The organism is Geodermatophilus sp. URMC 60, assembly GCF_053502585.1.
Window position 1 is genome coordinate 1,321,724 of record NZ_CP199958.1, and the last position, 25,993, is coordinate 1,347,716.

The 25,993-nt window shown below is 74.8% G+C and carries 26 protein-coding genes, 2 tRNA genes and 1 other RNA gene; 16 read left to right on the forward strand and 13 right to left on the reverse strand.

The window, feature by feature from the left end; translation table 11 throughout:
* Positions 1 to 198 precede the first annotated feature (198 nt).
* The 7 genes from ACWIX3_RS06305 to ACWIX3_RS06335 all read right to left on the reverse strand — a co-directional run bounded on the left by ACWIX3_RS06305 (position 199) and on the right by ACWIX3_RS06335 (position 8,281).
* Positions 199 to 1,839, reverse strand: a complete 1,641-nt coding sequence (locus ACWIX3_RS06305) for a VWA domain-containing protein (protein WP_448611223.1) — start codon at positions 1,837 to 1,839, stop codon at positions 199 to 201.
* Between the two features lie 91 nt (positions 1,840 to 1,930).
* On the reverse strand, positions 1,931 to 2,926 hold the full coding sequence (locus ACWIX3_RS06310) for a UDP-glucuronic acid decarboxylase family protein (protein WP_448611224.1): 996 nt from the start codon (positions 2,924 to 2,926) through the stop codon (positions 1,931 to 1,933).
* A 202-nt stretch (positions 2,927 to 3,128) separates the two neighbouring features.
* Positions 3,129 to 4,481, reverse strand: a complete 1,353-nt coding sequence (locus ACWIX3_RS06315; protein WP_448611225.1) for an ABC transporter substrate-binding protein — start codon at positions 4,479 to 4,481, stop codon at positions 3,129 to 3,131.
* An 84-nt stretch (positions 4,482 to 4,565) separates the two neighbouring features.
* Complete coding sequence (locus ACWIX3_RS06320; RefSeq protein WP_448611226.1) at positions 4,566 to 5,717, reverse strand: branched-chain amino acid ABC transporter permease; 1,152 nt, start codon at positions 5,715 to 5,717, stop codon at positions 4,566 to 4,568.
* Between the two features lie 5 nt (positions 5,718 to 5,722).
* A complete protein-coding gene (locus tag ACWIX3_RS06325) occupies positions 5,723 to 6,601 on the reverse strand; it encodes a branched-chain amino acid ABC transporter permease (RefSeq protein ID WP_448611227.1) in 879 nt (292 codons plus the stop codon).
* Between the two features lie 47 nt (positions 6,602 to 6,648).
* Complete coding sequence (locus ACWIX3_RS06330; protein ID WP_448611228.1) at positions 6,649 to 7,407, reverse strand: ABC transporter ATP-binding protein; 759 nt, start codon at positions 7,405 to 7,407, stop codon at positions 6,649 to 6,651.
* Between the two features lies 1 nt (position 7,408).
* A complete protein-coding gene (locus tag ACWIX3_RS06335; protein WP_448611229.1) occupies positions 7,409 to 8,281 on the reverse strand; it encodes an ABC transporter ATP-binding protein in 873 nt (290 codons plus the stop codon).
* A 167-nt stretch (positions 8,282 to 8,448) separates the two neighbouring features.
* On the opposite strand from ACWIX3_RS06335, the gene ACWIX3_RS06340 reads away from it, so the two are divergent.
* Positions 8,449 to 9,669 (forward strand): PucR family transcriptional regulator, encoded by a 1,221-nt coding sequence (locus ACWIX3_RS06340; protein WP_448611230.1) that lies wholly within the window; start codon positions 8,449 to 8,451, stop codon positions 9,667 to 9,669.
* 58 nt (positions 9,670 to 9,727) lie between these two features.
* Here ACWIX3_RS06340 and ACWIX3_RS06345 read toward each other — a convergent pair whose 3' ends face one another.
* The 3 genes from ACWIX3_RS06345 to ACWIX3_RS06355 are packed head-to-tail and all read right to left on the reverse strand — an operon-like array spanning position 9,728 to position 11,358.
* Positions 9,728 to 9,961 (reverse strand): DUF2630 family protein, encoded by a 234-nt coding sequence (locus ACWIX3_RS06345; RefSeq protein WP_448611231.1) that lies wholly within the window; start codon positions 9,959 to 9,961, stop codon positions 9,728 to 9,730.
* 36 nt (positions 9,962 to 9,997) lie between these two features.
* Positions 9,998 to 10,921, reverse strand: coding sequence for a prephenate dehydrogenase/arogenate dehydrogenase family protein (locus tag ACWIX3_RS06350; protein WP_448611232.1), 924 nt, complete (start codon positions 10,919 to 10,921; stop codon positions 9,998 to 10,000).
* Positions 10,918 to 11,358 carry a PaaI family thioesterase gene (locus ACWIX3_RS06355; RefSeq protein WP_448611233.1) on the reverse strand — a complete coding sequence of 147 codons (441 nt, stop codon included), beginning with the start codon at positions 11,356 to 11,358 and terminating at the stop codon, positions 10,918 to 10,920. The genes ACWIX3_RS06350 and ACWIX3_RS06355 overlap by 4 nt, the downstream gene beginning before the upstream one ends.
* Before the next feature lie 76 nt (positions 11,359 to 11,434).
* Between ACWIX3_RS06355 and ACWIX3_RS06360 the strand changes: the two genes are divergently transcribed.
* The 5 genes from ACWIX3_RS06360 to ACWIX3_RS06380 all read left to right on the forward strand — a co-directional run bounded on the left by ACWIX3_RS06360 (position 11,435) and on the right by ACWIX3_RS06380 (position 13,919).
* Positions 11,435 to 12,097, forward strand: coding sequence for an O-methyltransferase (locus tag ACWIX3_RS06360; protein WP_448611234.1), 663 nt, complete (start codon positions 11,435 to 11,437; stop codon positions 12,095 to 12,097).
* Positions 12,094 to 12,591 carry a tRNA adenosine deaminase-associated protein gene (locus ACWIX3_RS06365; protein ID WP_448611235.1) on the forward strand — a complete coding sequence of 166 codons (498 nt, stop codon included), beginning with the start codon at positions 12,094 to 12,096 and terminating at the stop codon, positions 12,589 to 12,591. Before ACWIX3_RS06360 ends, ACWIX3_RS06365 begins: the two co-directional genes overlap by 4 nt.
* Complete coding sequence (locus tag ACWIX3_RS06370) at positions 12,588 to 13,247, forward strand: HAD-IA family hydrolase (RefSeq protein WP_448611236.1); 660 nt, start codon at positions 12,588 to 12,590, stop codon at positions 13,245 to 13,247. Before ACWIX3_RS06365 ends, ACWIX3_RS06370 begins: the two co-directional genes overlap by 4 nt.
* Positions 13,248 to 13,359: 112 nt before the next feature.
* A complete protein-coding gene (locus ACWIX3_RS06375; RefSeq protein ID WP_448611237.1) occupies positions 13,360 to 13,824 on the forward strand; it encodes a nucleoside deaminase in 465 nt (154 codons plus the stop codon).
* A gap of 10 nt (positions 13,825 to 13,834) precedes the next feature.
* A tRNA-Ser gene (locus ACWIX3_RS06380) sits at positions 13,835 to 13,919 on the forward strand.
* Between the two features lie 57 nt (positions 13,920 to 13,976).
* Here ACWIX3_RS06380 and ACWIX3_RS06385 read toward each other — a convergent pair.
* Positions 13,977 to 15,644, reverse strand: a complete 1,668-nt coding sequence (locus tag ACWIX3_RS06385; protein WP_448611238.1) for a serine/threonine-protein kinase — start codon at positions 15,642 to 15,644, stop codon at positions 13,977 to 13,979.
* A 34-nt stretch (positions 15,645 to 15,678) separates the two neighbouring features.
* The gene (locus ACWIX3_RS06390; protein WP_448611239.1) at positions 15,679 to 16,026 is read right to left on the reverse strand and encodes a hypothetical protein; all 348 of its coding nucleotides are present in this window, start codon (positions 16,024 to 16,026) and stop codon (positions 15,679 to 15,681) included.
* Positions 16,027 to 16,189: 163 nt separating this feature from the next.
* Between ACWIX3_RS06390 and ACWIX3_RS06395 the strand changes: the two genes are divergently transcribed.
* Positions 16,190 to 16,274 (forward strand) — tRNA-Ser (locus ACWIX3_RS06395).
* Between the two features lie 66 nt (positions 16,275 to 16,340).
* On the opposite strand, the gene ACWIX3_RS06400 is transcribed toward ACWIX3_RS06395, so the two are convergent.
* A complete protein-coding gene (locus ACWIX3_RS06400; RefSeq protein WP_448611240.1) occupies positions 16,341 to 17,282 on the reverse strand; it encodes a DMT family transporter in 942 nt (313 codons plus the stop codon).
* A 203-nt stretch (positions 17,283 to 17,485) separates the two neighbouring features.
* On the opposite strand from ACWIX3_RS06400, the gene ffs reads away from it, so the two are divergent.
* The 9 genes from ffs (at position 17,486) to ACWIX3_RS06445 (ending at position 25,983) form a co-directional block, all read left to right on the forward strand.
* Positions 17,486 to 17,581, forward strand: an RNA gene (gene ffs / locus ACWIX3_RS06405) — signal recognition particle sRNA small type.
* 214 nt (positions 17,582 to 17,795) lie between these two features.
* Positions 17,796 to 18,641 (forward strand): IclR family transcriptional regulator, encoded by an 846-nt coding sequence (locus tag ACWIX3_RS06410; RefSeq protein WP_448611241.1) that lies wholly within the window; start codon positions 17,796 to 17,798, stop codon positions 18,639 to 18,641.
* Positions 18,638 to 19,108 carry a pyridoxamine 5'-phosphate oxidase family protein gene (locus ACWIX3_RS06415; RefSeq protein WP_448611242.1) on the forward strand — a complete coding sequence of 157 codons (471 nt, stop codon included), beginning with the start codon at positions 18,638 to 18,640 and terminating at the stop codon, positions 19,106 to 19,108. The genes ACWIX3_RS06410 and ACWIX3_RS06415 overlap by 4 nt, the downstream gene beginning before the upstream one ends.
* Entirely contained in the window at positions 19,105 to 20,349 is a 1,245-nt protein-coding gene (locus ACWIX3_RS06420) for a M20 family metallopeptidase (protein WP_448611243.1), read from the forward strand. Before ACWIX3_RS06415 ends, ACWIX3_RS06420 begins: the two co-directional genes overlap by 4 nt.
* The gene (locus tag ACWIX3_RS06425; protein WP_448611244.1) at positions 20,346 to 21,383 is read left to right on the forward strand and encodes an ABC transporter permease; all 1,038 of its coding nucleotides are present in this window, start codon (positions 20,346 to 20,348) and stop codon (positions 21,381 to 21,383) included. Before ACWIX3_RS06420 ends, ACWIX3_RS06425 begins: the two co-directional genes overlap by 4 nt.
* The gene (locus ACWIX3_RS06430; protein WP_448611245.1) at positions 21,380 to 22,591 is read left to right on the forward strand and encodes a substrate-binding domain-containing protein; all 1,212 of its coding nucleotides are present in this window, start codon (positions 21,380 to 21,382) and stop codon (positions 22,589 to 22,591) included. The genes ACWIX3_RS06425 and ACWIX3_RS06430 overlap by 4 nt, the downstream gene beginning before the upstream one ends.
* A 4-nt stretch (positions 22,592 to 22,595) precedes the next feature.
* Positions 22,596 to 24,110, forward strand: a complete 1,515-nt coding sequence (locus ACWIX3_RS06435; RefSeq protein ID WP_448611246.1) for a sugar ABC transporter ATP-binding protein — start codon at positions 22,596 to 22,598, stop codon at positions 24,108 to 24,110.
* Positions 24,107 to 25,081, forward strand: coding sequence for an ABC transporter permease (locus ACWIX3_RS06440; RefSeq protein ID WP_448611247.1), 975 nt, complete (start codon positions 24,107 to 24,109; stop codon positions 25,079 to 25,081). The genes ACWIX3_RS06435 and ACWIX3_RS06440 overlap by 4 nt, the downstream gene beginning before the upstream one ends.
* Entirely contained in the window at positions 25,078 to 25,983 is a 906-nt protein-coding gene (locus ACWIX3_RS06445; protein WP_448611248.1) for an amidohydrolase family protein, read from the forward strand. Before ACWIX3_RS06440 ends, ACWIX3_RS06445 begins: the two co-directional genes overlap by 4 nt.
* Positions 25,984 to 25,993: the final 10 nt, after the last annotated feature.

Sequence of the window (25,993 nt, forward strand, 5' to 3'; positions counted from 1 at the left end):
CCCCCTGCTCGCACAGCGAAGCAGGGGGAGAGGTCGGCCGGCGGTAGGTCGCCGCAGCCTGTGTCCCACACGGTGCTCCGCCCGTGCCCCGAACGGTGGGCAGCGGCAGAGCGTCCAAGGATGGGCACGCCCAGGATCAGCGGCGACCGGGGACGGCACCGGGCCGCGGTGCGGTCCGGAGGACCGCGACGTCACGGCTCAGCGCTGGCGGAGGGCGTCGAACAGGACCGTCTGCAGGTCGGTCGGGTCGACCGCGGAGTAGGCCGCGCCGCCGGTCGCGTCGGCGATCTGCTCGAGGGCGCCGAGGTCGGCGTCCGGGCCCAGCGCGACACCGATGACCTTGATGGGCCGCTCGGGGTCGGTCTCGTCGCGCAGCGTCTCCAGCAGGGACCGCAGCGAGATGCCGTCGTCCTCGTTGGTGCCGTCGGTGACCACGAGCACGCTGTTCACGGCGGTCGGGTCGAAGTCCGAGCGCGCCGCCCGAACCGCGTCCAGCGTGGTGTCGTACAGGCCGGTGCCACCGGGGCTCAGCCGGTCGGGGATGGTGTCGAGCTCCTCGTCCAGCAGGTCGCGCTGCACGCTGCCGCCGACCTCCGCCTCGAGCGCCCGCGTGGGCACCGCCTCCGTCCAGTCCCGGTCGCCCTCCAGCTCCGCGGCGAAGAACCACAGGCCCAGCGCGAAGTTGCCCGGCACGAGGGTGAGCGTGCTCTTGGCGGCGTCGCGGGCGAGCGTGGCGCGGGTGCCGTCGCCGGCCGGGGCCTCCATGGAGGTCGAGATGTCGAAGACGGTGAGAATCCGGGACGGCGCGGCCAGCTCCGACAGCTGGGCGAGCAGCGCCTGGACCTCGGCGGGGTCGAGCTGAAGCGCCCGCGGGGCCGCCTCCTGGATCCCGGCCGCGTCGGCGCCGGCCGGCGCGCTGCCGTCGGTGCCGCGGAAGCCCGCCTCCTGGACGGCGGTGCGCGCCGTGTCCGAGGTCAGCGCCCGCACGGCGGCGTCGACCGCGGCGGCGTCCGTGGCCGAGGCGGGGCCGACCCGGACCAGCGGGTAGTCCAGCCTCGGCGAGCCCTCCTCCGGGTAGACGGCGACCAGCTGCGGGTCCTCGGCGTCGGCGTTGGCCGCCCACACCTCCTGCTCGCTCACCGGCACCAGCGGCGCGTCGGGCGCGCCCTCGCTGCCGGCGGTCAGCGCGTCGCGCGGCGAGACCGACGGGCCGCGCTCGGCGGCCAGCACCGTCTGCACCACGGCGTTGTCGGCGTCCTCGCCACCGCCCAGCGCGGTCCGGACGGCGCTCAGCGTGGCCAGGGCCTCGGCGCTGGTCGCCAGGTCCGGGACGGCGATCCCCTGCTCGCTGGCCAGCGCCGTGGCCCAACCCGGTGCCCCGTCGGCCCAGCCCAACTCGTCGACCGCGGACCGGCTGGTGGCCAGCACCACGGGGGAGGCGGCGACGGAGCCGACGGTCTCGAGAGCGGCGTCCCCGGCCCGGGTCGTCCACAGCGAGGAGTCGGGCACCCACAGGTGCGGCAGGTCCCCGGCGTCCAGCGCTCCGAGGTCACCGACGGTCTGCACCGGCTCCTGCGCGGTCACCCGGGCGGAGGCGCAGTCCTCCGGCCGCAGCCCCTCGGCGTCGGTGAGCACCTGCTCGGCGACGGGGGCGAGCTCGGGCGCGACCGCGACGCGCACCACCGCGGTGCTGTCGCAGTCGCGTCCACCGGCGCCGACGGCCCACCACGTGATGCTGCCGGCCAGCAGCACGACCGCCGCCACCGCCAGGGCGATGAGGACCTGCGGCGTCAGCTGCACCGATCGGCGCGCGGCTGAGGTGTCGGCGTGGCGGCCCATCGAGCAGCTCCCCCGTCGAAGTGGTCAGGGTCTCCGGCGACCCTCGCGACCGCCCACTACACAGTAGATGCGATCCATGACCCCCTGTGGATCACCCGACGCGGACGTCGGCCACCTGCGCCTGCTCGGCGAACCAGGCCACCGTGCGCCGCAGCCCCTCCTCCGAGGGAACCGTCGGACGCCAGCCCAGCAGCTGCTCGGCGCGCGTGGTGTCGGGACGGCGGACCTTCGGGTCGTCCACCGGGAGGTCGATGAAGGAGATCTCCGACTCCGACCCGGTCAGCTCGACGATCCACTCGGCCAGCCGCAGCATCGACAGCTCGTCGGGGTTGCCGATGTTGACCGGGCCCGGCTCGCCGGAGAAGGCCATGGCCAGGATGCCGCGCACGGTGTCGTCGACGTAGCAGATCGACCGGGTCTGCGAGCCGTCGCCGGCGACGGTCAGCGGGCGGCCGGAGAGCGCCTGTCCGACGAAGGCCGGGATGGCGCGGCCGTCGTCCGGCCGCATGCGGGGCCCGTAGGTGTTGAAGATCCGGACGATGCCGGTGTCGGTGCCCTTCGACGTCCGGTAGGCCGTCGTCATCGCCTCGCTGAAGCGCTTGGCCTCGTCGTACACCCCGCGCGGGCCGACCGGGTTGACGTTGCCCCAGTACTCCTCGCGCTGCGGGTGCACCAGCGGGTCCCCGTACACCTCCGAGGTGGAGGCCAGCACGTACCGGGCTCCCTTCTCGTGCGCCAGGCCGAGGGTGTGCAGCGTGCCCAGGCTGCCCACCTTGAGCGTCTCGATCGGCATCTTCAGGTAGTCCAGCGGGCTGGCCGGCGAGGCGAAGTGCAGCACCAGGTCGACCTCGCCGGGCACGTGCACGAAGTCGGTGACGTCGCAGCGGACCAGCCGGAAGCCGGGGTGCTCCATCAGGTGGACGACGTTCTGCGGCGATCCGGTGAGGAAGTTGTCGAGGCAGACCACCTCGACACCCCGATCGAGCAGCTGCTCGCAGAGGTGGGACCCGAGGAAACCGGCACCCCCGGTCACCACCGCCCGCCGGATCGTCCGTGCCGCCCGCACCATGACTGCTCCCTCCCGCACCGGACGCGCGACCGTGCGCGCCGGAGCGGCTCCTACCCGAAGATCACCACGGCAACCACTTCACCGGTTGAGTGTTCGTCCCGGTGCGGACGGCGACGGGCCGCCGGCCTCCACGGAGGAGACCGGCGGCCCGATCGTGGTGGTGTCGGCCCGTCCCGGGTCCCGCCCCGAGCTCGTGAGGGGTGGGGGACGGGGTCCTTGCCTAGTTGGCCGGCTCCTCGTCCGGGATGCCGTCGGCCGGCGGGGCGGCCGGCTCGCCGTCGAAGGGCTCGATCTCGGCGTCGCCGATGTCGGTCAGCTGGACCGGCGCGACCTCCTCGGAACCCTCGCCGACGATCCGGCTGATGCCCATGCCACCGGTACCCATGTGGCTGTCGGCGGAGTAGCGGTAGGGCGCGAAGACCGGGCCCTCCCACTCGGCGCCGGAAGTCTCGATCGCCTCGACCAGGCCGTCGCGGGTCGGGTTCTGCCCGGCCGCCTGCAGCGCCTGGACCGTGGTGTAGGCCTGCGCCATGCCGTAGACCCGGTAGTTGGTCAGCTCCCCCTCGCCGCCGTGCTCGTCCCAGATGCGCTGGAACAGCTGGATCCACGGGTTGTCGGCGTCGTCGACCGTCGGCAGGTAGTCGGTGGTCAACGCCCCGTCGAGCGGGCTGGCGTCGGTCACCGCGCCCTGCGAGAAGTTGGACAGCAGCGAGCCGACCAGCGTCGGGTCGGAGCCCACGTTGGAGTAGAACCACTGCGGCGTGTAGCCCAGCCGGAGCGCGACCAGCTGGGAGAGCGCGGTGTAGCTGGGCACGTTGAAGCCGACGACGAAGTCCGCCCCGGCCGCCTGCAGCGCGGCGATCTGCGGGCCGACGTCGGTGTTGCCGGGCACGTAGCGCTCGGCGGCGACGATCTGGCCGTCGATGTACTCCCGGATGCCGGCCTCGCCGTCCTCGCCGAAGTCGTCGTCCTGCAGGAAGAGGCCGACCTTCGCGTCCGGGAAGTTCTCGGCGATGTGCCGGCCGATGATCTTCCCCTCGCTCGTGTAGTCGGTCTGCCAGCCGAAGGTGTACGGGTAGTCCTCCGGGTTCTCACCCCACAGCAGCGAGCCGGAGGAGACGAACAGGTCCGGCACGCCCTCGCTGTTCAGGAACTCCAGGACGGCGCTGTGGGTCGGGGTGCCGAGGCCGCCGACGATCGCGAACACCTCGTCCTCCAGCACCAGCTGGTTGACCACCGCGCTGGTGTTCGTGGGGTTGTAGGCGTCGTCGCGGTAGATGTAGTCGATCTCCCGGCCGTTGACCCCGCCGTTGGCGTTCACGTAGTCGAAGTACGCGTCGACGCCGGTCGGGATCTCGCTGTAGCCGGGCGCGGCCACGCCGGTCAGCGGGTAGTGCGCGCCGAGCTTGATGCTGGTCTCGGTGATGCCGGTGTCCGAGGCCTCGTTCTCACCACCACCACCGCCGCCGCCACTGCTGCCGCCGCCGTCGCCACCGCCGCCGCAGGCGGCGAGCGTGGAGAGGACGGTGGCCGTGGCGACGAGCCGGGTCAGGCGCCGGGAGGATCTGGTCAACGGTGCTCCTTCTCGCGTTCCCGGACGCAACCGCCGGGGGTCTGTGGGGGATGCGGCCTCGGATGCGCGCCGCGCGGGACGGGATCAGCCCTGAGCGGCGCGCCGGGCGCGGGCGGTCAGCCAGCGCTGCCGGACGGTCCCGACGAGGCCCGCGGGCGCGAAGATCATGGCGACCACGAGGACCACGCCGTAGACGAACGGCGCCAGCTGTGCGGCCTCGGTGTTGTCGAGCCCGAGGTCGGCGCCCAGGTCGGTCACGAACGGCGGTAGGAAGACCAGCAGTGCCGAACCGAGCAGGACGCCGAACAGGCTGCCCAGCCCGCCGATGACGATCGCGGTGAGCAGGGCCAGGGACAGCACGAGGGTGAAGCCGCTGGGGGCGGCCAGCCGCACCACCAGGGCCAGCACCGCGCCACCGAGCCCCGCGCAGGCCGCGCTGACCACGAAGGCCAGCACCCGCCACGCGCCGAGGTCGATGCCGGCCAGCTCGGCGGCCACCTCCTGGTCGCGGACCGCCCGCCAGGTGCGGCCCACCCGGCTGCGCACGAGGTTGGCCAGCAGGAAGAAGGTCAGCAGCAGGCACATCGCGCCGACGTAGGCCAGCCACTTGGTGTTGGACGCCGAGTTGCCCGACACCAGGCCGATGAAGTCGTCGAAGGCCTCCGGCGCCTGAGGGGCGCGGACCCGCAGCCCCTGCTCGCCGCCGAGGAACCCGCGGAAGTAGAGGGCCAGGCCGGGCAGGCCGACAGCCAGGGCCAGCGTCGCGCCGGCCAGGTAGGGGCCGTGCAGGCGCGCGGCGGCGACCCCGACCAGCGCACCGACGGCGGTGGCCGACGCGACGGACACGAGCAGCACCACCGGCAGGGGCAGCGGCTCGTCGGCGCCGAGGAACAGCGCCGTCGTGTACGCGCCGACGGCCATGAGGGCGCCGTGGCCCAGCGAGATCTGTCCGTTGAGCCCGGTGAGGACGGTGAGCCCGCCGGCTGCGATCGCGTAGTACGACAGCTGGGCCAGCTGGCTGTTGGTGAACTGGCCGGTCACCTCGAGCAGCACGACGGTGCCGACCGCGCTCAGCAGCAGCACCGTCAGGTGGCGCAGCAGCGTGTTCTGCGGCAGCAGTGACCGGCCGCGGGAGTGGGCCGGGGACGGCGCGTTGGCGGCGGTGGTCGCCTCGGCGGGGGACTCCGAGGTGATCTCCCCGGCGGAGGTGGTGGTGGTGCCCTGGGGCTCGGTCATGGCGGTCAGGCCCTCCGTGCCGTGCTGCTGGCGAACAGGCCGCCGGGCTTGACCAGGAGCACCACCATGAGGATCACGAGGGCGGCCAGGTTCACCAGGGCGGGGTCGGCGTAGGCGCTGACGTAGGCCAGTGCCAGGCCGATGGACAGGCCGCCGACGACGGCGCCGACGGGCGAGTCCAGCCCGCCGAGCACCGCGGCGACGAAGCCGAAGACGATCAGCGCGTCCATGTACGCGGGCCAGACCAGGCCGCCGCCGGCGATCAGCAACCCGGAGAGCGAGCCGACCACCGCGGCCAGACCCCAGCCGAGGGTGAGCATCCGGCCGACGCGGACGCCGAGCAGCCGGGCGACCTCCTGGCCGAAGGCCGACGCGCGCATCGCCAGGCCCACGCGGGTGAACCGGAACAGGGCGACCAGGGCGGCCATGGTGACCACCACGGCGACGAGCACGAAGACGCTGTTCGGCGTCAGCGCGATCGTCGTGCCGCCCACCTCGAAGCCGCGCAGGCCGAAGGGCGCCGGGAAGGACTCGAAGGAGGAGCCGAAGACGATGGCGATCAGCGCCTGGATGGCGACGAACAGGCCGAGCGTGACGATGACGGCGTTGAGCTCGGGGCCGTTCTCCACCGGCCGGACCACCACCCGCTCGATCACCGCGCCGAGCAGGAACCCGCAGACCAGCGCGACGACGAAGGCGACCCAGTAGGACTGCCCGGCCTGGATGAGGGCCAGGGCGACGAAGGTGGTCGCCGCGGCCATCGACCCCTGGGCGAAGTTGACGATCCGGGTGGACCGCCAGATCAGCACCAAGGCGAGCGCGAAGGCGGCGTAGACCGACCCCGAGATCAACCCGGTGAGGGTGACGTTGACGAACTCTCGCACGAGGGGGGTTGCCTTCCTGGCTGGTCGGGAGGGCTCGAAGGGGGGCGTCAGAAGCCGAGGTAGGCGTGCCGCAGGTCCTCGTCGGCCATGAGCCGGGAGGCCTCGTCGGTGACGACCACCCGGCCGAGGTTGAGCACGACCCCGACGTCGGCGACCGAGAGGGCGCTGCGGGCGTTCTGCTCGACCAGGAGGACCGACAGGCCCTCCTCGTCGACCAGCCGGCGCACCAGGCCGAAGATCTGCGCGACGATCCGCGGCGCCAGGCCCAGCGAGGGCTCGTCGAGCAGCAGGAGCTTCGGGCGGGCCAGCAGGGCGCGCCCGACGACGAGCATCTGCCGCTCCCCGCCGGAGAGCGTGTGCGCCGGGTTGTCGCGGCGTTCGGCGATCCGCGGGAACAGGTCGTAGACGCGGTCGAACTCCTCCCGGCCGACCTTGCCGCGGAAGAGCGAGCCGACCCGGAGGTTCTCGTCGACGGTCAGCTCGGCGATGACGCCGCGCCCCTCCGGCACGTGCGCCATGCCCTTCTGCACCATCGCCTCGACCGGGGCGCGGGTGATGTCGGTGCCCTCGAGCAGCACCCGCCCGCCGGTGCTGCGCACCAGTCCGCTGATCGTGCGCAGCAGCGTGGTCTTCCCGGCTCCGTTGGCCCCGAGGACGGCCGTGACCCGGCCGGCCTCGGCGCGCAGCGAGACGCCGTCCAGGGCCTTGACCGGCCCGTAGGAGGCGGAGAGGTCGGAGACCTCCAGCACGGGGACGGTCGTCGTCGTCCCGCCGGCGGCGCCGGCGGCCCTGGTCGCCCCGGCCACGTCAGCCCTCCCGTCCGTCGGCGGTGGCGAGGGCGGCGGCATCGGTGTCGACGTCCACCTCGTCGCCCAGGTAGGCCTCGGTGACGGCGGGGTCGGCCTGCACCTCGGCGGGGGTCCCGGCGGCGATCTGCCGGCCGGAGTCCAGGACGGTGATCCGGTCGCAGACGCGCATGACCAGGTCCATGTGGTGTTCGACGAGCAGCACGCTCATCCGGGCCGACAGCCCCCGGATGAGGTCGCCGAGCTCGTGCATCTCGTCCTCGGACAGGCCGCTGGCCGGCTCGTCGAGCAGCAGCAGGGCGGGGTCGGCGACCAGCGCCCGGGCCAGCGCGACCCGCTTCTGCACCGGGTAGGGGAGCGAGTCGGGGTAGCGGCCGGCGTAGGCGGTGGCGTCGAGCTCGTCGAGCGCGGTCAGGGCCCGCGTCCGCAGCCGGGCCTCGTCGTGGTCCGACGTCGGGACGGCGAACAGGGCGGACAGGAAACCCGCCTTCGCGTGCCGGTGGGCGCCGACCATGACGTTCTCCAGCACGGTCAGCCCGCGGAACAGCCCGACACCCTGGAGGGTGCGTGAGATGCCCAGGCGGCTGAGCCGGCTGGGCCGCAGCCGCCGCAGCTCCGAGCCGTTCCACACGATCCGGCCCTCGGAGGGGCGGACGAGCCCGCAGGCGACGTTGAACAGGGTCGTCTTGCCCGCGCCGTTGGGGCCGATGAGACCGTGCACCTGGCCGGGCTCGACGACCAGTGAGACGTCGGAGAGCGCGGCCACGCCGCCGAAGGCGACGCTGATGCCGGTCATCTCCAGTCGGGCGGTGGGCGGTCGGTCCTGGTGCGGTGTGCTGCCGGCGGTCGTTGACGGCTGCGCCAAGGGGCCCACGTCTCCTCTGGGTTCGGGGAGGCCGCCCGGCGGGTGGGCGACGATCCGGGTGCGGATGCGTCCCCAGGAGCCTGCGGGCCGGTGAGGGCGGTCACAATGGGCGGTGAGCACAGTGATCAGCGCCCCGTGGTGTGCTGAGTGCGGTGCGTGACGCGAAAGGGGGTCGAGTGCAGCAGTTCCCGCCGGAGGTGGCCGCCCGTCTGAGCGAGCTGGCCCCCCACCTGGCCGACCGGCTCGACGACATGGCCGACCGGATGGTCGAGGTGCTGCTGCGCACCGAGCCCGCGTACCAGTCGCTGACCGCCGACGACGCCGCCGAGCTGCGCGCGTCCGCGCGGGCCGGCCTGGAGCGCGGCGTGCACAGCCTGGGCGGGAGTGCTGCCGCCGACCCGGGGACCCTGCGGGCCCGGGCGTACGACGTCGGCTGCCGGCGGGCCCGTCGGGGCATCCCGCTCGAGGTGGTGCTGCGCGCCTACCGGCTGGGTGGCCAGGTGCTGTGGGAGACCCTGCTGCTCGTCTCGCGCGAGCGCGGCACCGGGCACGACACCTGGCTGCTGGAGGTCGCCGGCTCGGTCTGGCGCACCAACGACGCGGAGTGCGCCGCCGTCGCCGACGGCTACCGCGAGGAGCAGCGCCGGCTGGCGGCCGGAGACGGTGCGGCCCGGCAGCGCGTGCTCGACGGGCTGCTCGACGGCCGCGGGGGCGACCCGGCGTTCGTCCGGAACGCCTCGGAGCTGCTCGGGGTGCCGCTGGCCGGCCGGCTGCTGGCGGTCGTCGCGCCCCCGGACCGGCACGGTGAGCCGACGCTGTCCGACCCCGGCCCGGCACTGGCCCGCCGCGGGCTGCGCTCGGTGTGGGGTACCCGGTCCGGCGCCCAGGTGGGCGTGCTGGTGCTCGGCGCCCGCCCGACGACGGAGGTGCTGAGCTGGATCAGCGCCCTGGCGACCGGGCCGGTCGGCGTCTCCGACGTCGTCGAGGGCGCGGCCGAGGCCGCCGGGGCCTACCGGCTGGCCGAGACGGCGGCGCGCACGCTGCCCTCGGGCGAGGGCCGGGTCGTGACCATCGACGACCGGCTGCCCGAGGCGCTGCTGACGAACTCGCCGGAGATCAGCTCCCGCCTGGTCGACCGCTCCCTGGGCCGGCTGCTCGAGCTGCCCGAGGACGAGCGGGCGGTGCTGCTGGACACCCTGGCCGCGTTCCTCGCGGCCGACGGCTCACCGACCCGTGCCGCCGACGGGCTCTACTGCCACCGCAACACGGTCATGCACAGGCTGCGGCGCATCGAGGCCCTGACCGGGCACGAGGTCACCGACTCGCGCGCCCGGCTGCTGTGGCAGCTCGCCCTGCTCGAGCCCCAGGCGGTGCGACCGGCCCGCGGTCCCGTCTGAGAGGCACCCCCGGATCGCAGGCTCGCGGCGGGCCCCGGGACGGGGCAGGGGGATCCCCCTACTGCAGGTAGCCCTCGACCTGCTCCTCGGGCCGGGGCCGGGCCTCGTCGGGGTCCTCGCCGTACTGGCGCTTGGCGTCCCGCTGACGCACCAGGTCCCAGAGCTGGTCGCGGTCCTCCTCGATCTGCCGCAGCCGGGCGCGCTGCTGGTCGGTGTGCTCGCCGCTGTCCCGCAGTCGGCGCTCCTCCTCGACCAGCTCCTCGATGCGGCTGCGGATCTCGCTGTCGTCCATGGAGGCTCCCTGCCCGCCGGGGCGCGGGCGAAACGGTCAGCCCTCGGGCTCCGGCACGTAGCCCTCGACGAACGCGGCCAGCCGCCGGGTCACCGCACCGCCGGACCGGCCCAGCGACAGCAGCGCGGCCCGCTCCAGCGGCACCCGCACCGGACGCCGTCCCGCCGGTCCGCCCGCGCGCACGGCGTGCCCGGCGGCCACCAGCTCCGGCCACGGGCGCGCCAGCTGCTCCAGCACCCGGGCCAGCGCGGCCGCCGTCGGACCGGCGTTGCCCTGCACCATCGCGGTGACGAAGGCCGGGTCGCTGCCGATCACCCGGGTGCCGTCGCGGAAACTGCCGGCGGCCAGCGCGCGGGCCAGCGGGCCGGCCTCCCCGGCGGCGGCGGCCAGGGCCGCGGCCAGCAGGTGCGGCACGTGGCTGACCGCCGCGACGGCGTCGTCGTGCTCGGCCGCGGTCGCCGGCACCACCTCGGCGCCGACGGCCAGCGCCACCTCGGCCACCCGCAGCCAGCGCGGCAGCTCGGTGCCCGGCTCCACGCACAGCGCCCAGCGGGCGCCGGTGAACAGGCCCGGGTCGGTCGCCTCGTGCCCGGAGCGTTCGGTGCCGCACATCGGGTGCCCGCCGACGTAGCGCCCGCCCAGCCTCGGCCCGAGCTCGGCGAGCACCGGTGCCTTGACCGAGCCGAGGTCGGTGACGGTGGCGTCCGGATCGACGTCGAGCCCCTGCAGCGCCCCGGCCATCGCCGTCAGGGGGACGGCGAGGACCACGACACCGGTCAGCTCGCGGGTGATCCGCACGCCGCGCCCGGCGGCGGCCTCCCGGGCGGCGGGGTCGACGTCCCAGCCGGTCACCTCCCGGCCGGCCGCGACGAGGGCGGCGGCCAGTGACCCGCCCAGCTGGCCCAGCCCGACGACGCCGACCGCCGGAGCGGGCATCGTCGGCACCGGGAAGGAGGTCACCGGTCCTCCCAGTCGCGCTCGGTCCGGAACACCCGGGCCAGCGCGGTGGCGACCAGCCGGCCGTCCTGGGCGCGGGCCTCGATGCGGTAGACGGCGGTGCGGCGGCTGCGGTGCACCTCGGTGCCCTCGGCGACCAGCCGGTCCCCCGGCCGGCCGGGGGCGAGGAACTCGGTGTGCACGTCCTGGGCCACCGCGACCGTGCCGTGGCTGTTGCTGACCGCCGCGTGGACGACGTCGAGCAGGGCCATCGTCGCGCCGCCGTGCGCGGTGCCGACGGCGTTGAGGAGCTGCGGGCCGACCGTCATCGCCGCGCGGGCGTACCCGGGCCGGACCTGCTCCAGCTCGATGCCCAGCAGGTCGGCCAGCGGGTCGGCGGCCAACCGGGAGAACAGCGCGGGGGCGACGTCGGCTCCGTCGTCAGGGGCGGGATCGGCCATGATCAGAGGCTATGACCCATGCGCTCCTCCGGTTCCCGCGCGGCACGGCTCCCGCGTTCCCCCACCCGCACACGCCATGACCCCGCGGTCGTTCCTCCTGACGCCGGAACTCAGCGACTACGTCCGGGCCAGCTCCGAGCAGCCGGACGACGTCGCCGCCGACCTGCTCGCCGAGACCGCGGCGATGGCCGACCGCGGTGAGGTGCCGCCGACCTTCCAGATCGCGCCCGAGCAGGGCACGTTCATGCAGCTGCTCACCCGAGCCCTCGGCGTCCGCCGGGCGATCGAGATCGGCACCTTCACCGGCTTCTCGGCGCTGTGCGTCGCCCGCGGGCTGCCCGCCGACGGCTCGCTGCTGTGCCTGGACAGCAGCGAGGAGTGGACCGCGGTGGCACGGCGGTACTGGGCCCGTGCGGGGCTGGCCGACCGGATCGAGCTGCGGCTGGGCGACGCCCACGAGTCGCTGCGGGCGCTGCCGGCCGTCGAGACCTTCGACCTGGCCTTCGTCGACGCGGACAAGTCCGGCTACGCCGACTACGTCGACCAGCTGCACCCGCGGATGACCGACGGCGGCGTCGTGCTGCTCGACAACACGCTGCGCAACGGTCGCGTGCTCGACCCGCAGACCGACGACGACCGGGCGCTCGTCGAGCTCAACGCCGCGCTGGCCACCGACCCGCGCTGGGAGACGGTCCTGCTGCCGCTGTCCGACGGCCTGACGATGCTGCGGCGCCGATGAGGGCGCCGGAGGCGCCGGCCAGCTGGGCGGTGCGGGTCAGCCGACCGGACGGGGGCTGGCGGGTGGAGCTGCTCGCAGCGGACGCCGGGGACGAGCTGCCGGCCCTGGAGCGCGCCCTGGGCGACTCGAGCGGCCAGGACTGGCCCGGCCCGTTCGTCGTGGTCGTCGACTCGCGGCTGTACTTCGTCGTCCTCCGGCACGGGCCCGGTGGACTGGTGCGGGCGCTGATCTCCGACGCCACCATGCAGGAGTGGCTGCTGGCCGCCGAGGTGGTGGAGCGCTACGGCATCGCGGTCGACGACGAGGGCGCCTTCGACGACGACGAGACCGGCTGGCCCGGCGGCGACCTCGACGTGTTCGCCGACGACGGCCTGCCCGCGGACCAGCTGCGGCCGATCGTCACCGCCGACGACCTGTGGGCCGACGAGATGGTCGCCGCCATCGCCGCGCGGCTGGGCTTCGCAGACGAGCTGTCCGCGGCGGTGCGCCCGTGAGCGCCGTGGCCACCGCCGTCGTGTTCGACCTCGGCGGGGTCATCACCGAGAGCCCGATGACCGCCTTCACGGCGTACGAGGCCGAGGCGGGGCTGCCCGAGGGCCTCATCGTGCGGCTGAACAGCACCGACCCCGACACCAACGCCTGGGCCCGCTTCGAGCGCAACGAGCTCGACGCCGCCGGGTTCACCGACGCCTTCGAGGCCGAGGCGCTGGCCGCGGGGCACCGGCTGGACGCCCGGCGGGTGCTGGCCGCGCTGGCCGGTGAGGTGCGCCCGCAGATGGTCGAGGCGGTGCGGCGGCTGCGGGCGGCGGGGCTCCCGCTGGCGCTGCTGTCGAACAACGTCGCGCCGATGGAGCGCACCGGCCGGCTGGGGGAGCTGCTGGAGCTGTTCGACGCGGTGGTGGAGTCCTCGGTGGAGGGCGTGCGCAAGCCCGAGCCCGAGATCTACCGCCGTGCGCTGACCCGGCTGTCGGCGGCCGTCGGCCGGGACCTCGCCTTCTCGGACTGCGCCTACCTCGACGACCTGGGCGTCAACCTCAAGCCCGCCCGCGCGATGGGCATGCACACGATCAAGGTCGTCGACCCGTCCGTCGCCCTGGCCGAGCTGTCCGCGCTGGTCGGCATCGAGCTGCGGGACGGCGCCGCCTCGTGACCCCGCACCCGGCCCAGGTCCCTCCCCGGGGGGTCGGGCGCTGCTCACACGGGCAAGCAGCGCCCGACTCCCCGGGGACCGGGTCGATGGCCGCCTCCCCGGGGGAGGAGCGGTGACCGTGGACCTCGACGACGCGATGGGCCGCGCGCTGGAGCGCGCCGCGGCCGCCGTCGAGTGGGGCGACACGCCGATCGGCGCGGTCGTCCTCGGGCCGGACGGCGCCGTGCTGGCCGAGGCGGCCAACGAGCGGGAGAAGCTGGGCGACCCCACCGCCCACGCCGAGGTGCTGGCGCTGCGCGCCGCCGCGCGGGTGCACGGCGACGGCTGGCGCCTCACCGGGACGACGCTCGTCGTCACCCTCGAGCCCTGCACCATGTGCGCCGGCGCGAGCGTGCTGGCCCGCGTCGACCGGATCGTCTACGGCGCCGACGACCCGAAGGCGGGTGCGGCCGGGTCGCTGTGGGACGTCGTCCGCGACCGTCGGCTCAACCACCGTCCGCAGGTGATCGGCGGGGTCCGGGCCGACGAGTCCGCCACGCTGCTACGCGCGTTCTTCCGCCGCCATCGGGGCCTGTAGTCTGTTCGACGGTGGCGTGTCCGAGCGGCCGAAGGAGCACGCCTCGAAAGCGTGTGAGGTGCAAGCCTCCGTGGGTTCAAATCCCACCGCCACCGCCCCAGGAGCCGCCCCGGGAGATCCTCCCGTGGGCGGCTCCGTCGTTTCCGGCGCGGTCAGGCGACCAGGTCGAGGTCGACCAGCCAGTCGCCGCCGTCGGCACGCACCAGGCGGACCTGGTGCCGCTCGGTCAGCTCGCGGCCGTCGTCGCCGGTGAACTCCACCTCGGTCGTGGCGGTGATGACGCCCTCCTCGGGCTGCTGCACCCCGCGCACCTCCCGCAGCTCGACCTCCGCCCACGGCGCCCAGAAGTCGCGGTAGTACCCCCGGCTGGCCTGGGACTGCAGGAACGGGCCGGTCAGGTCGTAGGCGGTGTCGGGGTCGTCGGGCAGCAGGCCGTAGTACCGGTCCAGGGTCTCCTCGACGACCTCCTCCGGGTCGTCGACGGGCGACGGTGCCGGCTCGGTCTCCGCGGTCTCCGCGGTCTCCGCGGTCTCCGCGGCGGAGGACCCGTCCCGGGCCGGACCGTCCTGCGCCGGGCCGTCGTCCGCCGCGGGGCTCGTGTCGTCCGCGGGCGCCGACGACGGGGCGGGGGAGTCGGCGCTGGTCCCGGCGTCGCCGCGGGTGGTCAGCCAGACCGTGCCGGCGCCGGCCAGCAGGACCGCGAGCAGGAGTGCGGCCAGCACCGGCCCGCGCCGCCGTCCGCGCCGGCCCGGCGCGGACGGGCGCGGGTGGTCCGGCGGTGGCGGGGAGGCCGGCCCGGAGGGCACGTCCTGGACCCTCGTGCCGGGATCACGGTCGTGGGCGGCGACCCCTGCCGCCGCGCCCACTACGGCCGCGCCCGCACCGGCGGCCGGCAGCACCCCGGCGCCCAGCTCCGCCGTCCGGTCCCGGTTGGTGGAGGAGCGCAGCCTGGTCCGGGCCATCAGCACGGTCGTCGGGTCGCCGTCGCGGCCGACCGCCAGGCGGGCCAGTTCATCGGCCACCTCGGCCATGGTCGGCCGCTGCGCGGGGTCGGCGGCCAGCATCCGGGTGAGCGGCCCGGTCAGGGAGCCGGCGCGGCGCGACGGGGTGGGCTCGCCGTTGGCGACCCGGTGCAGCAGCCGCAGTGCGTTCTCGTCCATCCCGAACGGGGGTCGGCCCTCCAGGCAGGTGTAGAGCGTCGCGCCGAGGGAGAAGACGTCGCTCTCCGGCGTCACCTCGCCGCCGCGGGCCACCTCGGGTGCCAGGAAGGCCGGCGTCCCGCTGATCTGCCCGACCTGGGTGAGGGTGACGTCCCCGCGGGCGTGCGAGATGCCGAAGTCGGTGATCTTCACCAGGCCCTCGACCCGGCCGCCCTGACCGATGAGGACGTTGGCCGGCTTCACGTCGCGGTGCACGATGCCGGCCGCGTGCGTGGCGGCGAGCGCGTCGGCGACCTGGGCGCCGATCTGTGCGACCTGGTCGACCTGCAGGACGCCGTCCTCGTGCAGCACCTCGGCCAGGCTGCGGGAGGGCAGGTACTCCATGACCAGCCACGGCGCGCCGTCCTCCAGGGCGACGTCGTAGACGGTGATGGCGTGCGGGTGGGACAGCCGGGCGGCGATCCGGCCCTCCCGCAACGCCCGCTGGCGCTGCTGGGCGATGGCGTCGCCGTCGGCGGTCGGAGGAGGGAGGACCTGCTTGACGGCCACCCGGCGCCCGAGGAGCTCGTCGGAGGCCAGCCAGACGGCACCCATCCCGCCGCCACCGATGCGCTCGAGCAGGCGGTAGCGACCGGCCACGAGGTGGCCGGGACCGCTCACCGGGCGTCCGCCATGCCTGCTGTCGGGGCCCCGGTCAGACGCCCGTGGGGACGCCGTACCGGCGGGCGTACTCCTCCTGGGCGCCCGCGGGCAGGACGTCGTAGAGCTCGCCGAGCTCCTCGACCACGTCGGAGGAGAGGTCGTCGAAGAGGCGCTGCCAGGTCGGGGGCTCGTCGTAGCTGCGGGTCAGCAGCAGCTCCCACGCGCGGGTCTGCCGGTCGCGCTTGCTGCGCTCGGCGACGAACTCCGACAGGTACCGGTCCTTGGCGGCGTCCTTCTCCTCCTTGGTCGCCGAGGCCGGCAGCTCGGAGGGGTCGGCGCCCTTGAGGACCGCCACGATCGCCGCCACGACGTCGGGCCGGAGCCGGTCGGTGTCGCTCATGGGGGCAGCTCTCCTGTCGTCGGCGCGCCGGTGTCCCGGCGTCCGGTCCAGCGTGCCCCACCCGGCGGAGGCGTAACCACCCGATCCGCCACCGCCGGGCGCGCCGCACCGGGAGCCGCGGACGACCCGCGGCGCGGGGCCCGGTATCCTGGCGGGCGTAGTTGGAGGATTCGCCTAGTGGCCTATGGCGCTCGCTTGGAAAGCGGGTTGGGGGCAACCCCTCGGGAGTTCGAATCTCCCATCCTCCGCCGGGACGGCCTCCCTGCAGGGTCCCGCCGCCAGCTTGCGAGCGGTGGGGGCAGGGATGCCCTCCCTCAGCCGTGCGGCTCCGGAACGGCCTCGCGCTCGGCCACGGCCGGACGCCGCAGGTAGAGCCCGGCCACCGCGGCCAGCACCAGGACCCCACCGGCCAGCGCCCCCAGCGGCAGTCGCTCGCCCAGGAAGGCCGTGGCCAGCACCGTCGCCGTCACCGGCTCCAGCAGCGTGACGATCCCGGCGACCGCGCCGGGCACCGTCTGCAGCCCGCGGAAGAACAGCGCGTAGGCCGCGGCGCTCGGGACCGCCCCCAGGTAGAGCAGCGTCGCGAGCGCCACGGGGTCGCTGGTGAGGTCCAGACCTGCGGCCAGGGCGACCGGGGTCAGCAGCAGCGCACCACCCCCGAAGCCGACCAGGGTCACCGGTACGCCGGCCGGGAGGTCCCCGCCGGCCAGCGTGACGACCGCGTAGCCCAGCGCCGAACCGCACGCGAGCAGCGCGCCCAGGAGCACCGCCGTCCCGGCCGAGGCACCGGCGGTCAACCCGACGAGCAGCACCAGGCCGACGAGCGCCACGGCCAGCGCGGTGGAGGTGGCGCGGTCGGGCCGGCCCGCGCCCAGCACCGTCCCCCCGAGGGCGATGAGCAGCGGCGCCAGGCCGAGCGCGACGAGCGTCGCGACGCTGACCCCGGCCGTCGCCACGGCGGCGAAGTAGGCCAGCTGGTAGCCGGCCAGCCCGGCGGCCACCAGGGCCAGCCGGACGGCGAGCGGGCGGGTCAGCGGGACGGCGGCCGGCTCACGGCGACGGCCGGTGAGCAGGTACCCGGCGAGCAGGACGACGGCGCCGATGGCCATGCGGTGCCAGGCGATGTCGAGCGGGCCGAGGTCGGTGCGGTCGGCCACGATGCGGCCGCTGACACCGGCGGTGCCCCAGCAGAGGGCGGCGAGGACGACGAGGGGGAAACCGCGCGCGGCGGTGGAGGCGGTCGAGGGGGTGGACATGACGCTCCTGGCGGATCCGGATCGGGAGGGGGCGGTCCGGAGCACGGCGCAGGGTCCCGGCGGCTCGCGCCGGGATCAGGTCAGCCCGCGGTGCTCCGGGTCAGGAGCGGGGCGGGGGCAGCACGAGGGCGCGCCGGGGCGTCATGGCGCAGAGGGTAGCGAGGGGGGCGCCCGGCTCTCGCGGGCTTTCCTCTACAGTGGGTGCAGACCCCTCGTGTGGCGTCACCCTGTGAACCTCCCCAGGGCCGGAAGGCAGCAAGGATAAGCGGGCTCTGGCGGGTGCGCGGGGGGTCCTCTGCTGTCCGGGCGCAGCGGCGAGGTCGCCGGTCCCGCCCGCTCCGGAGCGCGCGACCGTGTGAGATCGCCGATGTCGCCCCCGGGCAGTGGTCGGCCGGCGGCCGGCCGTGGACCACCTCCTGCCAGCCCTGCGGCGTGCGTGCCCGTGACCGCCCGTGACGGTGGAGCAGCGCCACGGGCCTTGCGCCCGGTGTGATCGTCATCACAATGGTCGCCGTGTCCAAGCCGGAACTGGACCCGGCGTCCACAGCTGTGGGATCGGCCAAGGCCCTGGTCAAGGGACTGGCGCTCGTCGAACACGTCGCGGACAGCGACCGCCCCCTGCGGCTGGTCGACCTCGTGCAGGTGAGCGGGGTCCCCCGACCCACGGCCCTGCGGTTGCTCGACGTGCTGTGCCGGGCCGAGGTGCTCCGGGTGGACGGAACCGGCGCCTACACGCTCGGTCCCCGGGTGGCGTCGTGGGGTCAGTCCTTCCTCGACCGCCTCGACCTGCGCGCGCAGGCCGCGGATCTCATGGAGGAGCTCGTCGAGATCAGCGGCGAGACCTGCTTCCTCGGCGTCCTGGACGGATCCCAGGTGCTCTACGTGGCGGCGGTGAACAGCCCGAAGCCGGTACGACCGGCGGCGCGACCGGGCTCGCGGAACCCCCTGCACTGCACCGGCATCGGCAAGGCCCTGCTCTCCGGGCTGACCGACGCGGGGGTCGAGGAGCTGCTCGTGGAGCCCTTGGAGCGGCGCACGGAGAACACGCTCACCGACCCCGCGGCCGTGCTGGGGCAGGTGCGTGGGGTCCGGGAACGCGGCTTCGCCGTCGACGAGATCGAGAACGAGGAGGGGGTGCGCTGCGTCGCCGCCCCCGTCCGGGACCACACCGGCTCCGTCGTCGCGGGGCTGTCCGTCTCGGCCCCCGCCTACCGGTTCTCGACCGACGACGTGCGACGACTCGCGTCGGACGTGGTGCGGGTGACCTCCGAGCTGTCCCGGCGGCTCGGCGCGACCCCGGGTCCTGACGACGTGGCCACCGGCCCGGCGGCCCCGGGCACCGAGAGGAGCGTGCGATGAGCGAGGACGAGAGCTGGCGGGGCACGGTCGGCAGGCTGGGCGAGGACGCGGTCGCCGCGTTCCTGGCCGAGCCGAAGATCGCCCGGCTTGCCTGCCTGGACGAGAACGGCTGGCCCTACGTGGTCCCCTGCTGGCAGGAGTGGGACGGGGAGGCCTTCTGGGTCGTCCCGCGGGAGCGGGCGGCCTGGGGCCGCTACCTCGAGGCCGACCCGCGCTGTGCGATCACCGTCGACGAGGAGGGGGCGCAGCGCAAGGTCGTCGCCCAGTGCCGGGCCGAGCTGGTCGAGCGTCCCAACGTCGGCGGCCAGTGGGTCGCGGTGGCCGAGCGGATGGCCACCCGCTACCTGGGTGAGAACGGCCCGAAGTACCTGGAGCCCACGCTGGACAAGCCGCGGTGGCTCTACCGGCTGGTCCCCGTCACGCTGCAGACCTGGCAGGGGCAGGACTGGGCTCGGCGGTACAAGTGACCGGCGGACCGGCCGGGGACGTCCTGGACGTCGTCGAGCTCGCGCGCACGCTCGTGCGCACCCCGAGCCCCAACCCGCCGGGGGACGAGCGCGCCGTGGCCGCCGCCGTCACCGACCTCCTCCCCACCCTCGGGCTGCCGGCCGCCGAGGTCCTGGCGCTCGACCCCGGTCGTCCGAACGTGCTCCTCACGCTCGACTTCGGCGCCGGGGGGCGGCACCTGGTGCTGTCCGGGCACCTGGACACCAAGCCGGTCGGTGACGCCCGGTGGACGGTCGACCCCCTGGGCGCTGACCTCGTCGGCGACCGCCTGTACGGCCTCGGGTCGGCGGACATGAAGGGTGCGGTCGCGGCCATGCTCATCGCCGCGGCCCGACTGGCCCGTGACCCCCTCGCCCGAGGTCGACTCACCCTGCTGTTCACCGCCGACGAGGAGGACGGCGCGACGTTCGGTGCCCACCACGTCGCCGGGACCCGGCCCCTGGATGCCGACGCCGTCGTCATCGGCGAGCCCGGGGGGATCGAGACCGACTTCGACCGGGTGCACCTGGTCAGCCGCGGGATCGCGCGGCTGCGCCTGATCGCCCGGGGCCGGCAGGGCCACTCGAGCCTGTCCGGCACCCCCGGGACCCGCAACGCCGGGGTGGACGCCGCCCGCCTGGTGACGGCGGTGGCCGACGAGCTCGACCTCGACGTCCCGCACAACGTCGACGAGCTGGAGGGCTGGGCCGCCACCGTCAACACCGGCATGACCTACCGCGGCGGCGTCGGCTACGGCGTCCTCCCCGGCAGGATCGCCGTCGACACCGAGGTGCGGCTGCTGCCGGGGATGGATCGCACCGCGGTGACCGCCGCCTTCACCGGCCTGGCCGACCGGGTGGCCGGTGTGACCGGGGCCGACCTCGCGGTGGAGTACGACGCCGCGCCCAACGACTGGCTGCCGCCGGCCGCCGTCCCGGCCGGGCACCCCGTCGCCCGCGCGGCACAGGCGGCCTGCGCCCGGGTCCTGGGCAGCGCGCCGCCGCTGGCGGTCTTCCCCGGGACGACCGACGCCACCTGGTTCGACGCGGGGCAGGGCATCGCCACGCTCCCCGCGCTCGGCCCCGGCCTGCTGCGGCGGGCCCACGGTGCCGACGAGTGGGTCTCGGTCGCCGCCGTCCGGCGGTCCGTGGACCTGTACGAGGACCTGACCCGCCGGTACTGCGCGGCGGAGGACGCGCCGGCCGTGGACGGCCGCCCGTGACCGCCGGTGCGCCTCCGACGGAGGCCGTCGGGCCGGCCGGCGGCGGCGCATCGGCCGGGCGGGACGTGATGCGCCGTGCCCTGTCGCTGCTCGCCCCGCTGGCCGGGCTGGCCGTGGTCCTGCTGCTGGCAGCGGTGACCACGCCGGGCTTCTACAGCGCCGGCGTGTTGCAGCTGGTGCTGTTCCAGATCGGCCTCATCGGCGTGACCGCGGTGGGCCAGACGCTGGTGCTGCTCGTCGGCGGGATCGACCTGTCCATCGGGGCCGTCGTCGGCCTCACCACGGTGGTCATCGCCGAGTACAGCCGGGGGGACGGCGAGCGGCTGGGTGTCGCGATCCTGCTCGCCACCGCGGCCGGGGCCGTGGTGGGGCTCCTCAACGGGCTGCTCGTGGTGCGCCGGCAGGTGCCGGCGTTCGTCGCGACCTTCGCCACGTTCGTCCTGGTGCAGGGCGTGATCACCGCGTGGACCCGTGGTGCCCCGAGCGGGAACATCCCTGAGCGGATGTCCCCGCTGGGCACCGGCCGCTGGCTCGGGATCCCGGTGCCGCTGTGGGTCTTCGTGGTCGTGGCCGTCGTCGCCGGGGTCGTCCTCGGCAGGACGGGACTGGGGCGCCGGCTGTACGCCACGGGCGCCAACGAGCGGGCGACCGCGCTGTCCGGAGTGCGGACACGGTGGATCATCGCCGGCTGCTTCGTCGCCTCGGGGCTGCTCGCCGTCCTGGCCGGCCTGATCAACGCCGGCTACATCGGCTACGTGGACGCGCGGCTGTCCCGCAGCCTCGACCTGAACTCCGTCGCCGCCGCGGTCATCGGTGGCATCGCCCTGACCGGGGGACGTGGCCGCATCGGCCAGACCGTCGTGGGCGTGACGCTCCTCGCGGTCCTGCTGGCCTGGCTGCGCCAGCTCGGCGCGGGCGCGGGGGCGCAACTGGTGGTGAGCGGCGCAGTGATCCTGCTCGCCGTCTGGCTCCAGGGCAGCGGGTGGGCCGGTCGGTCCCCTCGTCGGATCAAGCAGAGGGATGGAGTGCGATGAGGACACGCATCAGCACCTCGCGCCGTTCGCGGCGGCTGCGCCTGCCGCTGGCCGTCGGTCTGGCGGCCGTGCTCGTGACGGCGTGCGGGACCGAGCAGGAGGGGGCCGCTGCCGGCGGTGGCGGGGAGGGGGGCGGGAGCGGCGAGGAGTGCTCCAACGCCGAGGAGACCCAGGCGTCCTACGAGGAGGCCTGGACCGAGACCGCCCAGCAGCTGGGGCTGGAGAACCTGGAGCCCACCGAGGAGCAGGTCTGCGAGGTCGACACCTCCGAGTGGGCCGCCGAGCCGAAGAACGGCGAGACCTACCGGATCGCCTTCGCCGCCCAGGGACCCACCAACTCCTGGGGCCTGACCAACGAGGAGGCGTTCCGGCAGCGCGCGGAGGAACTGGGTGTGGAGGTCCTCTACGCCTCCGCGAACGGTGACGCGACCGCCCAGGTGGACAACATCCAGCAGCTGGCCTCGCAGGACCCCGACGCGCTCGTCGTGGTGCCGATGGGCGACGGGATCACCGGTCAGGTGCAGGCCGCCGCCGGCCAGGGCATCCCGGTCGTCCTGTGCGCCGGCCGGCTCAGCGACAGCAGCAGCGTGGTCTCGACCGTCACCCGCCAGTACGAGCTGCTCGGGTCGGCCTACGCCGAGTGGCTCGTCCAGCAGCTCGGCGGCGAGGGGCAGGTGGCCGTCCTCAGCGGCCTGGCCGGCGTCCCCACGGCCGAGTACCAGAAGGCCGCCGCGCTCGCGGTCTTCGCGAAGTACCCGGGCATCGAGGTGGTGACCGAGCAGTACACCGAGTGGTCGCCGACCGTGGCCAAGCAGGTGGCGGCCAATCTCGTCACCCAGTACCCCGACCTCGACGGCATCTGGTCGGACTCGGGCTACGGCGACCTCGGCGTCGTGCAGGCCTACCAGGAGGCCGGCCGCCCGGTCCCGCCGGTGACCGGTGACGCGATCAACGCGTTCCTCAAGGCCGTCCAGGGGACCGACGTCCGGTTCGCGCTGTCGTCGTTCCCGCCGGAGCAGAGCATGGAGTGCCTCGACACCGCCATGGCGGCCCTCGCGGGCGAGCCGGTGCTGGACAAGGTCTACATCAACAGCCCGAGCTTCACGCACGAGCAGATCGACGAGTACGTGCGGCCCGAGTGCACCGACAACCTGTTCGTCCCCTCCTCGCTCCCGGACGAGCAGCTCCGCGAACTGGGGCTGTGCTGACCCCATGGCGTCCTCCACGGCGGTCCTGCAGGCCCGGGGGCTGACGAAGTCCTTCCCCGGCGTGCGGGCGCTCGACCGGGCCGACCTCACCTGTCGGCCCGGTCGGGTCCACGCCCTCGTCGGGGAGAACGGGGCCGGCAAGTCCACGCTGGTCCGCATCCTCACCGGCAACCAGCTCCCCGACGAGGGCGAGGTGCTGCTCGACGGCGAACCGGTCCGCTTCGCCGGCCCGCGCGAGGCCATGTCGGCGGGCATCAGCGCCGTCTACCAGGAGCTCACCGTCCTGCCGGCGATGAGCGTGGCCGACAACGTCATGCTCGGGCAGGAGCGCACCTCCCGCGGTCTGCTGGACCGGGCGGCCCGGGACCGGGAGGTCCGAGCCGCGTTGGCGCGGGTGGGCCTCGGCGACCTGGACCCGCGGACCCGGGCCGAGGACCTGTCCCTGGCCAACCGGCAGCTGGTGGAGATCGCCCGCGCGCTGGTTCGCCGCAGCCGGGTCATCGTCCTCGACGAGCCCTCGGCGGTGCTCTCCGGCGACAAGCTGGAGGCCCTGTTCACCGTCGTCCGCGGTCTGGCAGCCGAAGGCGTGGCCGTGGTGTACATCAGCCACCTGCTCGAGGAGGTCACGGACCTGGCCGATGACGTGACCGTCCTGCGCGACGGCGCGGTCGTCTCCACAGGGCCGGCGGCGGAGTACGACATCCCGCGGATCATCCGCGAGATGGTCGGCCGCGACGTCGACGCGGTCTTCCCGCCGCTGCCGGAACCGACCGGCGAGGTGGTGCTGCGGGTGCGTGGGCTGGTGCCGGCGAGCAGCAGCCGCGCCCCCGAGCCGCTGGACCTCGACGTGCGCGCCGGTGAGATCGTCGGCGTCGCGGGGATGGTCGGTTCGGGCCGGAGCCGGTTGCTGCGTTCCCTGGCCGGGGAGCACCCGCGCGCGGCGGGGACCGTGGAGGTCGCAGGCCGGCCGGTGCCCACCGGCACGCGGCGGGCGATCGCGGCCGGCGTCGCACTCGTACCGGAGGAGCGCAAGACCGAGGGGCTGGTCCTCCCGCTGCCGGTGCGGGCCAACACCACCCTGGCCGCGCTCGGCCAGGTGCTGCGCGGCGGCTTCCTGTCCATCCGCCGGGAGCGGGACGTGTTCCGCGAGGAGCAGAGCCGACTCGGCATCCGGGCGTCCGACCCCGAGCAGGGCACCTGGCAGCTCTCCGGCGGCAACCAGCAGAAGGTCGTGCTCGCCAAGTGGCTGCGCCGGAGCCCGCGCGTGCTGCTCCTCGACGAGCCGACCCGCGGCGTGGACGTCGGCGCGAAGGCGGAGATCTACCGGCTGGTCGCGGCGCTGTCCGCCGACGGGATGGCCGTCGTCATGGTCTCCAGCGACCTGCCGGAGGTCCTCGGGCTCTCCCACCGCGTGCTGGTGTGCCGGGCGGGCGGGGTCGCCGGCGAGCTGGCCGGGGACGCGATCAACGAGGAGAACGTCATGCACATCGCCCTGGACACCGCGGGATCGTCCCGGTGAGCGCCACAGCGGCCCTCGAGATCCGTCCCCGGCGGTATTCCCTCGCCGACCTGACGCGCACGGGGGCGGCCGTGTGGATCGTCGTCCTGGTCGCGGTGGTGGCCCTCACCGTCACCGACGCCGGCGGGTTCTGGGCGCCGGCCAACATCGCGAACGTGCTGACCGCCACGGTCGTCCTGGGGCTGGCCGCTCTGGGGCAGCACCTCGTCGTGCTCAGCGGCGGGATCGACCTCGCGGTCGGCTCGACCGCGACGCTGTCGGCCCTGCTCACCGCCATCCTCCTCGACGGGTACCCGATCCGGACCGTGCCGGTGGTGGTCGGGATGCTCCTGCTGGGCGGGGTCATCGGCCTGTTCCACGGGCTGCTCGTCGCCCGGTTGGGCCTGCCCCCCTTCATCGTCACGTTGGCCAGCCTGTACCTCGTCCAGGGCGCGGCCTTCACGATCAGCACCACCCCGACGGGGCAGGTCACCAGCGCGCTGTCCTCGGTCGCGCTCCAGCGGATCGGCCCGGTGCCCTACTCCTTCGCCGTCCTCGTGGTGGCTCTCGCAGCAGTGGCCTTCGTCCTCGGCCGGACGGCGTTCGGGCGGCAGCTGTACGCCGTCGGCGGCGACCTGCCGGCGGCGCGGTCCAACGGTGTCCCGGTGACGAAGGTCCTCGTCACCGCCTACGTCCTGGCCGGCGTGCTCGCGGCGCTGGCCGGGATCCTGCTGGCCGCCCGTGCCACCATCGGCTCACCGACGGCGGGGCAGGGCCTGGAGCTGTCGGCGATCACCGTCGTCGTACTGGGCGGCACCTCGCTGCTCGGCGGTCGGGGCAGCCTCGTCGGCACCATGGGCGGCGTACTCCTGCTGTCCCTGGTCAGCAGCTCGGTGACGCTGCTTCAGTTGCCCGCCACTCTCACCGAGCTCATCCGCGGCGTGGTGATCCTCGCGGCAGCCGCGCTGTTCGTGACCAAGGTGCGACGGTGACCGACGCCGGGCCGACCGTTCCCGGGTCGGTCGACGCGCACGCGCACGTCTTCCGCTCCGCCGCCGCCTCCCCCCGGGGCATCGACGAGCTCGCTCCCGCGGAGCGGGAGGCCCCGGCCGAGGACCTGCTGGCCCGCATGGCCGACGCCGGCGTGGAGGCGGCGGTGCTCGTGGCCCTGGACGGCGTCGACGACGACGTGGCCGAGGCGATCGAGTCCCATCCAGGGCGGTTCGCCGCCGTGGCCGTGGCCAACGCGGCGGAGCTCGGCACCGCCGGCGTCGACCCGGTGGACGCGGCGCGGGTGCGACGGGAACGCCTGCCATTCGGTGCCCTGCGGTTCCGCTGGCTGGGCGAGCCCGGCCGGCCGGTGGCCGACTCCCCGGCCCTGCCGGTGCTGCGGTGGATGGCCGCGGAGCAGCTGCCGCTCTGGAGCTACCTGCCGCCGGAGCAGCTCGGGCTCCTCGAGGAGCTCGTGGGGCTCCTGCCCGACCTGCCCGTGGTGCTCAACCACCTCGGGTTCTGCCCGCACGACATGTGGGTCGACGAGCACCGGCGGCCCCGCTTCGACGACCCGTTCCCCGAGCCGCTCGTGCAGCGCCTCGTCCGGCTCGCCGACGCCCCGCGCACGTACGTGCTCGTCTCCGGTCAGTACGCGCTGTCCACCGGTGGACCCCCTTACGCGGACCTGTTCCCCGTCATCCGGCGGCTCGCGGCGGCCTACGGCGCCCAGCGGCTGCTGTGGGGCTCCGATCACCCCTGGCCCAGCGACGTGCCGGGGTACGCCGCGTTGCCCGGCCTGGTGCCGTCGGCGCTGCCCGACCTCGACGAGCGCGGGCTCGCACGGGTCCTCGGCGGCACCGCCCGTGCGCTGTTCCCCCGGCTGACCGGTCCGGCCACCTGATCCACCGAAG